The following is an 8,447-nucleotide window of genomic DNA, read 5'->3' on the forward strand; positions in this document are numbered from 1 at the left end:
CACGCTCAATCGCGGCGTGATCGGGCCGCTGAACGAGGCTTCCAGGCCCCGGTTGCGCACTTCGCCCAATTGCCTGAAACGGCCTGCGGGATCGAGGTTGAAATAGGGTTTGGTGACCTCGAACAGGCCAAGCACCAGCCGCAGATCGCCGACGGGATTCCAGCGCAGGCCGGCATCCCACTGGCGGGTGCGGATGGCCGGCAGGGCTTCGTTGCGATTGGCGGCGTTTTCTGGCGCGACGCCCGATTCCTCCAGCCCGGTGACATGGCCGCCATAGACCGCCAGCCGGGGCGAAAGGGTGACCGCCAGATTGGCGTTGAACAGCAGCGGCCGCGTGGCGGTGGCAACCGGTGCGACGCCGGGCAGCCCGATGCGCTTGCGATAATCGCTGTGTTGCAGGCCCAGCGAAATTTCGCCGACACCGTCCCAGCGGCCTTCATAGCCAGCCGCCAGCGTCCACTGCCGGAAGCGGTCGCGTTCCTGTTCGGTGAAGGCAGCAGCAGGCTGCGGGGCCGTGATGGGCGCGGTGAGCGTGGTCGGGCCGAGATCGACGAGTTGGGCACCGCCAAAGCGCCGCCGGGCATCGCGGCCACGCACCGCAAGGTGCAACTGGTGAGCGCGGCGGCCCTCGCTCCAGCTGCGGGTCAGTCGCACTTCGCCGCTGGTGGAGGCAAACAGCAAGGGCGGATCGACGATCACCTGCGATCGGGCGCGGCCATCAGGCTGTACATCGTTGAGCAGATTGGTGAAATCCTCGAAATAGGCCACCGATGATCGGAACAGCCCGGCCTTCAGCGCCCAACCCGGCGCCAGATCGGCGCTGAGCACGGCGCCGGCATTCAGCTCGGTTTCGCGGGTGCGCTGCCAGGCCGGGCCGTTCCAGAAATTGCGCGGCAGGCGCGGTGGCAGGGCTTCGCCGGCCGGCACATAGATGGTCGCGGCTTCGTGAAACGGCGTGTAGGCGAGGCTGACAAAGGGCACGAATTCGATGCCCGGCGCCGGCTGCACGCGTGCGATGAGGGCGGCTTCGTAATAATAGTCGCGGGTGCCATCGCCCATATGTTCGTGGTTGATCTGGCCGCCGATGCCAAGGCTGAACGCGTCGCTGACCGGCAGGGCGATATCGGCCTCGATCATGCGGCTGCCCCAGCTGTCGACATTGACCAGCAGGCTGGCGCCGGCCTTGTCGCCGGGAACGCGCAGACCCAGATCGACCACGCCGGTGGGGCTGGGGAAGGGCGAGCCGAACACGGTGGGGCCGACACGGATCACGGTCGAACCGCTGATCCGGTCGGACGGGAAGAACACCGGATCGAAATACAGCCCGGCGATGCGGACATTGCCAGCCACGCGGGGCGAAAAGCCGCGCACGTTGCTTTCATCGTAGAGGCCGATTTCCTCGCGGCCGATGACGGTGCCGAACGCGTCTCCAGCCTGGCGCACGGCATTTTCCCCGGCGCGGTTGCCAGCCGCAGTGAGCGGAGCCGGCGTCACACCCTGAGCCGCAGCAGGAAGCGCGGCTGTCAGCATGGCAGCGGCGAACAGGCAGAAATATTTCATCAAAACAATTCCGGCGCTGCCCTCATCACCCGAGGGCAATGCTGGCAGCGCCGGCAAAGGTCAATCGCAATGCGGCCAGATACCGCCGCCGCGATCAGTAACGATAATGATCCGGCTTGAACGGGCCGGCATCGCCAACGCCGATGTAGGCGGCCTGCTTTTCGGACAGGCTGGTGAGCTTCACGCCGAGCTTTTCGAGGTGGAGGCGGGCAACCTTTTCATCGAGGTGCTTGGGCAGCACGTAAACGCGGTTTTCGTAAGATGCACCCTTGGTCCACAGTTCGATCTGGGCCAGCACCTGGTTGGTGAAACTGGCCGACATCACGAAGCTGGGGTGGCCGGTGGCGCAGCCCAGGTTCACCAGGCGGCCCTTGGCCAGCACGATGATCTGGTTGCCATCAGGAAACTCGACGACGTCGGTGCCCGGCTTCACTTCGGTCCACTTGTAGTTGGACAGGGCAGCGATCTGGATCTCGCTGTCGAAGTGCCCGATGTTGCACACGATGCTGTTGGGCTTCATCGACTTCATGTGTTCAGCGGTGATGACGTCCATGTTGCCGGTGGCCGTCACGAAAATGTCGGCGCGCTTCACGGCGTCTTCCATGGTGACGACTTCAAAGCCTTCCATGGCGGCCTGCAGCGCGCAGATCGGATCGATTTCGGTGACCATGACGCGAGCGCCGCCGTTGCGCAGTGATTGCGCCGAGCCCTTGCCAACGTCGCCAAAGCCGGCGACGACAGCGACCTTGCCGGCCAGCATCACATCGGTGGCGCGGCGGATGGCGTCGACCAGCGATTCCTTGCAGCCATAAAGATTGTCAAACTTCGATTTGGTGACGCTGTCGTTGACGTTGATCGCCGGGAACGGCAGCCGGCCCTGCTTGGCCAGTTCATACAGGCGGTGCACGCCCGTGGTGGTTTCTTCCGAAACGCCCTTCAGGTTCTTCACGGTCTCGGTCAGATAGCCGGGGCGGGCCTTGATGTAGGCCTTCAGCGCGCGCTGGAATTCGACCTCTTCCTCATTCTCCGGCTCGCCCATGGTTTCGCCGGCTTCGAGGCGGGCGCCCCACAGCGCGAACATGGTGGCATCGCCGCCATCATCCAGGATGATGTTGGAGGTGAGATCGCCCCAATTGAAAATGTGGCCGACATAATCCCAATAATCCGCCAGGCTTTCGCCCTTGATGGCATAGGTCGGGATGCCGGCAGCCGCCATGGCCGCAGCGGCATGATCCTGGGTGGAAAAGATGTTGCAGGTGGCCCAGCGCAGTTCTGCGCCCAGTGCCACCAGCGTTTCCATCAGCACCGCGGTCTGGATCGTCATGTGCAGCGAACCGGTGATGCGCGCGCCCTTCAGCGGCTTGGACGCACCGAATTCGGCGCGCAGGGCCATCAGGCCGGGCATTTCGGTTTCGGCGATGTTGATTTCGCGGCGGCCGAAATCGGCTTCGGTGATGTCGCGGATGGCATAATCGACGGCCATAATGTGATTCCTGTTCTCGGGGATGATGGTGCTCCCGTAGCGGCAGGCGGCATCATATTCAAGTATAAAGATAGCTTTATATGATACCTCAGGTGGGCTGCTTGCCCTGTTGCGGGCTTCGGCGCTTGGCGGCAGGCCCCGGCGCGGCTAGACCAATGGCCATGCCTGCATCCCGAGGAGAATTTCCGTGCGTTCAACCTTGCTCGTGGCCGCTCTCATGAGTGCGACGTCGGCGCTTGCTGCCCCCATCACCTATCCCGACAGCCCGCGCGGGTTCGAGGTGGAGGCGCGCCATGGCGTGTCCGTCCCCGATCCGTATCGCTGGCTGGAAGCCGATGTGCGCACCGATGCCAATGTCGCCAAATGGGTGGAGGCGCAGAACAAGGTGACCATGGGTTACCTGGCCGGCCTGCCCAAGCGTGATGCGATCCGCGCCCGGCTGACCGAGCTGTATAACTATGAGCGATTTGGCATTCCGCGGGTGAAGGCTGGCGTGCAGTTCTTCGCCCGCAATTCGGGCCTGCAGAACCAGTCTGTGCTCTATGTGCAATCGCCCGGCGCCGAACCGCGCGTGCTGATCGATCCCAATCCCTGGGCCAAGGATGGCGCCACCGCATTGGCCGAGTGGGAAGCATCGGACGACGGCAAATTGCTGGTGTATGCCGTGCAGGATGGCGGCACCGATTGGCGCACGCTGAAAGTTCGCGATGTGGCCACCGGGCAGGACCGGGCGGACGTGATCGAGTGGGTGAAATCCAGCGCCATCGCCTGGAAGAAAGATGGCTCGGGTTTTTACTACTCGCGCTTCCCCGAACAGGCCGGCCCGAAATATCTTGGCGTCAGCCTCAACCAGAAACTGTATTTCCACACGCTCGGCACGCCACAATCGGCGGATCAGCTGATCTTTGAAATGCCCGAACATCCCAAGCGCGGCCATTTCGGCCAGGTTACGGATGATGGCCGCTGGCTGGTGATCATCACCGCCGAAGGCACCGACGATCGTTACGAAGTGCGCATCGCCGATATTACCAAGGACGAGAAGCCGCGCGCGCTGGTGACCGGGCTGGACCATGATTGGACCTTGGCGGGATCGAAGGGCGACACGCTCTATTTCCGCACCAACAGGCAAGCACCCAAGGGTCGGATCGTCGCCATGAACGCCCTGACCGGCGCCATCACGCCAATCGTGGCCGAGGGCGCGGCGACGCTGAATGGCGCATCGCTGGTTGGGGGGCGGCTGGTGGCCGAAACGCTGGAAGATGCCAAATCTGTGGTCCGCCTGTACGAGATGGACGGCAAGCCGGTGGGCGTGGTGCCACTGCCCGGCATTGGCACGGCGGCAGGCTTTGAAGCGTCGGACGACGGCAAGACCTATTTTGCCTTCTCAAGCTTTGCGACGCCGGGCTCGATCTGGCGCTATGATGCGGCCACCAATACCGCCACGGTGGAGCGCCAGGCCAAGGTCGCCTTCAATCCGGGCGACTATATGGTCAGCCAGATCTTCACCCCGTCGAAGGATGGCACCAAGGTGCCGATGTTCGTCGCGCACCGCAAGGATCTCGACCTGTCGAAACCGCATCCGGCGCTGCTCTATGCCTATGGCGGCTTCAACATCAGCAGCACGCCGGGTTTCAGCGTCTCGCGGTTGGTGTGGATGGAAATGGGCGGCGTGTTTGCGATGGCCAACATCCGCGGCGGCGGCGAATATGGCAAGGCCTGGCACGATGGCGGCCGCCTGCTCAATAAGCAGAATGTGTTCGATGATTTCATCGCGGCCGGTGAAGCGCTGATCGCCAAGGGCCTGACGACGAAGGGCCAGCTTGCCATTCAGGGTGGTTCCAACGGCGGCTTGCTGGTGGGTGCTGTTACCAACCAGCGGCCCGATCTGTTTGCCGCGGCGCTGCCAGCGGTGGGCGTGATGGACATGCTGCGCTATGCCAACTGGACCGCCGGGCGGTACTGGGTGGATGATTATGGCGATGTCACCAAGCCGGAATATTTCCGCTACAATCTTGGTTTCAGCCCGTATCACAACATCAAGGGCGGTTCGGACTATCCGGCCGTGCTGGTGACGACCGCCGACACCGATGATCGCGTGGTGCCGGGCCACAGCTTCAAATATGCCGCCGCCTTGCAAGCTGCCAAGGCCGGTGACAAGCCGCATCTGATCCGCATCGAAACCCGGGCCGGCCATGGCAGCGGCAAACCCACCGACAAGATCATCGCGGAAGCCGCCGATCTGTGGGCCTTTGCCGGTTACTGGACTGGTCTTACGAAATAGGATCTTGCGGCCCGTTGGGGCGGGTGATGATGAACAGGCAGGTGAACGGCAGGATCACCGCCTGGATAATGATCACCCGTTCCGGCGCGCCAACCGCTACGGAAATCCCTACCACTGCCGCCATCGACAGCACGGCCAGCACCTTGGCGCGCGGCGAGACGGCGCGATGCTGTTCCCAGTTGCTGATGAGCGGGCCGAAAACCCGGTGGTTCAGCAGCCAATCGTGCAGGCGCGGCGATGATCGGGCAAAGCAATAGGCCGAAAGCAGCACGAACGGCGTCGTTGGCAACAGCGGCAGCACCACGCCGGCAATGCCGAGCGCCAGGCTGATCAGCCCGATGATGAGCCAGAGGGTGCGGAACATTGGCCCACGTTAGCAGGGTGGTTAGTTCAGGCCAGTGTTATCCCGCCAGTGCCGCAGCGATGGCGACGGCCAGAGCCGGATCGCCGGCGGCAATCACGGCACCTCGGCTGCTGGTGGTGAGCGTCTGGCCCTGCCAATCGGTCATCACCCCGCCGGCACCCGTGATGATCGGCACCAGCGCGCACCAATCGTGCAGTTTCAACCCGGATTCGACCACGGCATCAAGATGCCCGGCCGCGGCCAGGCCATAATTGTGGCAATCGCCGCCATAAAGCGTGTCGCCCGCAGCCACGCGGACGCGTTCGAAACAGGCGAAATCAGCCGCCTCAAAGGCCTGCGGGCTGGTGGTGCCGATGCGGGCGTGGGCGAGGTCGGGGCACGGGCGCACATGCACGCGCTGGCCGTTCAGCATGGTGGGCTGTTCAGGCCCGGCAATCCAGCGATCGCCGATGATGCACTGATCGATGATACCCAGCACCGGCTGGCCCTGCACCATCAGGCCGATCAGCGTGCCGAACAAGGGCCGGCCGGCAACGAAAGCCCGCGTGCCGTCGATGGGATCGAGCACCCACACGCGCTCTGCATCGGGGCGGTCGTCGCCATATTCCTCGCCGATCACCCCGTCATCGGGTCGATATTGTTCCAGCAGGCGGCGGATGGCGGCTTCGGCCTCGCGGTCGGCGGCGGTGACGGGGGAAAAATCCTCCTTCGTCTCAACCAGGAACGGCCGGCGGAACCACGGGCGGATAGCCTGGCCGGCGGCTTCGGCCAGCAGTTCGGCCAGGGCAAGATCGGACAGGCTCACAGGCCCAGCTCCTTCAGGATGGCAGCGCGATCGGCATCAAGACCGGGGGCCGGCGCGCGGGTATCAGGGTCGGCATGGCCAGACAGCTTGATCGGATTGCCGGCCGCGATCAGCGGTGTACCATCGGGCAAGGCCGTGTGCACCACCATGTTGCGCGCCTTCACCTGCGGGTTGGCCAGCGCCTGACTGATGTTGTTGAGCGGGCCACAGGGCACGCCGGCTGCATCCAGCCGGCTCAGCCAGTGCGCGGCCGGTCGGGTGGCAAGCACGGCTTCGATCAGGGCTGCCAATTCCTCGGCATGGGCGGTGCGCGCATCGTTGCTGGCAAAGCGCGGATCGTCGGCCAGGCCAAGCGCCTTGGCCAGCGCCGCAAACAACTGATCGTTGCCCGCCGCGATCACGATTGGCGCATTGGCGCATTGATAGGCGGCGAACGGCGTGATGCTGGGATGACGCGCGCCCAGCGGCCCCGGCGATTCGCCAGTGGCGGCATAGCGCGCGATGGCGTTTTCGAGGATGGCGATCTGGCCGTCGAGCATGGCGACATCGACGAACTGGCCCTTTCCGGTGCGGTCGCGGTCGTGCAGGGCGGTGAGGATGCCGATCACCGTGAACAGCCCGGCGGTGATGTCGCCCACGCTGGTGCCGACGCGGGTCGGCGGCCCGCCGGGGTGGCCGGTGACCGACATGATGCCGCCCATCGCCTGCACCACCATGTCGTAGGCGGCTTTCTGGCTGTCGGGCCCAGTCTGGCCGAAACCGCTGGTGGCGGCATGGATCAGCCGTGGATAGCGCGCGGCCAGCCCCTCCCAGCCATAGCCCAGCCGCGCCATCACACCGGGGCGATAATTGTCGACCAGCACATCGGCGCGTTCCAGCAGCGCCTCGAAAACAAGGCGGTCTTTGGCGGATTTCAGATCGAGCGCGATGGATTGCTTGCCGCGGTTGATGCTGGCGAAATAGGCGCTGTGGCCGCGAATGAACGGGCCATAGGCGCGGGCATCGTCGCCGCCCTTGGGGTGTTCCACCTTGATGACGCGAGCACCCAGATCGGCCAGCACCATTGTGGCATAGGGGCCTGCCAGCACGCGCGACAGGTCGATGATGGTGATGTCAGACAAGGGCCCGGGCATGGCAATCGTGTAGCGTTGTTTTTCCCCCTCGTCACCGCCCCGCAGGCTGGATAGACCTGTCAGCAACAATTGAGGGGGACGATGATGCGATCACTGATTCTGGCGGCTCTTTTGCTGGGCACCGCTGCAGCCGCGCAACCGGCAGCCAATCGCGACGCGGCCTTTGATGCCCAGATCAGCAGCGCCGATCAGATGGCGTGGCTGAAAACCATGGCCGCTGGCCCCAATCATCTGGGCAGCCCGCACAACCAGGCCAATGCCGCGCTGATCGAAAAGCTGTTCCGCGAATGGGGCTGGCAGGTGAAACGCGCCGATTATCAGGTGCTGTATCCCACGCCGATTTCGACCGCGCTGGAACTGGTTGGCCCGGTGACGAAGAAATTGGGCGGGCAGGAGCCGGGCATCCCGCAGGATGAAACCTCCAACAATCTCGCCGGCGCGCTGCCGCCCTATGTTGCTTTCCAGGGCGATGGCGATGTGACGGCGCCCGTCGTCTATGTGAACTATGGCCTGCCTGGCGATTATGAAGCGCTGGCGCGGCGCGGCATTTCGGTGAAAGGCAAGATCGTCATCGCGCGTTACGGCGGCGGCTGGCGCGGCCTGAAGCCCAAGATCGCGCAGGAACAGGGCGCCATCGGCTGCCTGATCTATTCCGATCCGCAGCAGGATGGCTATGGCAGCGCCGATAGCTATCCAAATGGCGGCGGCCGCCCACCAGCCGGGGTGCAGCGTGGCAGCGTGCTGGATATGATCACCTATCCCGGCGATCCGCTCACGCCGGGCGTGGGCGCCACCAAGGATGCCAAGCGCCTGACCCGCGA

7 protein-coding genes are annotated in these 8,447 nt (G+C 64.3%); 2 read left to right on the forward strand and 5 right to left on the reverse strand.

Going from position 1 to position 8,447, the window contains the following annotated elements:
• Window positions 1-1,560: TonB-dependent receptor domain-containing protein (locus tag RMO81_RS01805; protein WP_310474015.1), on the reverse strand; the 1,560-nt coding region annotated here is incomplete at its 3' end.
• Between the two features lie 94 nt (window positions 1,561-1,654).
• Window positions 1,655-3,043 carry an adenosylhomocysteinase gene (gene ahcY, locus RMO81_RS01810; RefSeq protein ID WP_310474016.1) on the reverse strand — a complete coding sequence of 463 codons (1,389 nt, stop codon included), beginning with the start codon at window positions 3,041-3,043 and terminating at the stop codon, window positions 1,655-1,657.
• A 217-nt stretch (window positions 3,044-3,260) separates the two neighbouring features.
• On the opposite strand from ahcY, the gene RMO81_RS01815 reads away from it, so the two are divergent.
• Window positions 3,261-5,324: a prolyl oligopeptidase family serine peptidase gene (locus tag RMO81_RS01815; protein ID WP_310474017.1), complete on the forward strand. Its 2,064-nt coding sequence runs from the start codon at window positions 3,261-3,263 to the stop codon at window positions 5,322-5,324.
• On the opposite strand, the gene RMO81_RS01820 is transcribed toward RMO81_RS01815, so the two are convergent.
• From RMO81_RS01820 to RMO81_RS01830, 3 genes are read right to left on the reverse strand one after another with little or no spacing between them, the layout of a single operon-like run.
• A complete protein-coding gene (locus RMO81_RS01820) occupies window positions 5,314-5,688 on the reverse strand; it encodes a YbaN family protein (RefSeq protein ID WP_310474018.1) in 375 nt (124 codons plus the stop codon). The two genes, RMO81_RS01815 and RMO81_RS01820, sit on opposite strands and share 11 nt — an antisense overlap.
• A gap of 37 nt (window positions 5,689-5,725) precedes the next feature.
• The gene (locus RMO81_RS01825; RefSeq protein ID WP_310474019.1) at window positions 5,726-6,493 is read right to left on the reverse strand and encodes an inositol monophosphatase family protein; all 768 of its coding nucleotides are present in this window, start codon (window positions 6,491-6,493) and stop codon (window positions 5,726-5,728) included.
• Window positions 6,490-7,614 carry a CoA transferase gene (locus RMO81_RS01830; protein WP_310474020.1) on the reverse strand — a complete coding sequence of 375 codons (1,125 nt, stop codon included), beginning with the start codon at window positions 7,612-7,614 and terminating at the stop codon, window positions 6,490-6,492. The genes RMO81_RS01825 and RMO81_RS01830 overlap by 4 nt, the downstream gene beginning before the upstream one ends.
• 93 nt (window positions 7,615-7,707) lie before the next feature.
• Here RMO81_RS01830 and RMO81_RS01835 point away from each other — a divergent pair.
• The coding region (locus RMO81_RS01835) for a PA domain-containing protein (RefSeq protein ID WP_310474021.1) at window positions 7,708-8,447 on the forward strand (740 nt) is incomplete at its 3' end.

The organism is Sandarakinorhabdus sp. (assembly GCF_031422795.1).
GTDB lineage: Bacteria > Pseudomonadota > Alphaproteobacteria > Sphingomonadales > Sphingomonadaceae > Sandarakinorhabdus.

Bases quoted from the DNA above. Each gene is read 5' to 3' on its own strand.
- ahcY (WP_310474016.1), bottom strand. From the start codon at position 3,043: ATGGCCGTCGATTATGCCATCCGCGACATCACCGAAGCCGATTTCGGC.
- RMO81_RS01815 (WP_310474017.1), top strand. From the start codon at position 3,261: ATGAGTGCGACGTCGGCGCTTGCTGCCCCCATCACCTATCCCGACAGC.
- RMO81_RS01820 (WP_310474018.1), bottom strand. From the start codon at position 5,688: ATGTTCCGCACCCTCTGGCTCATCATCGGGCTGATCAGCCTGGCGCTC.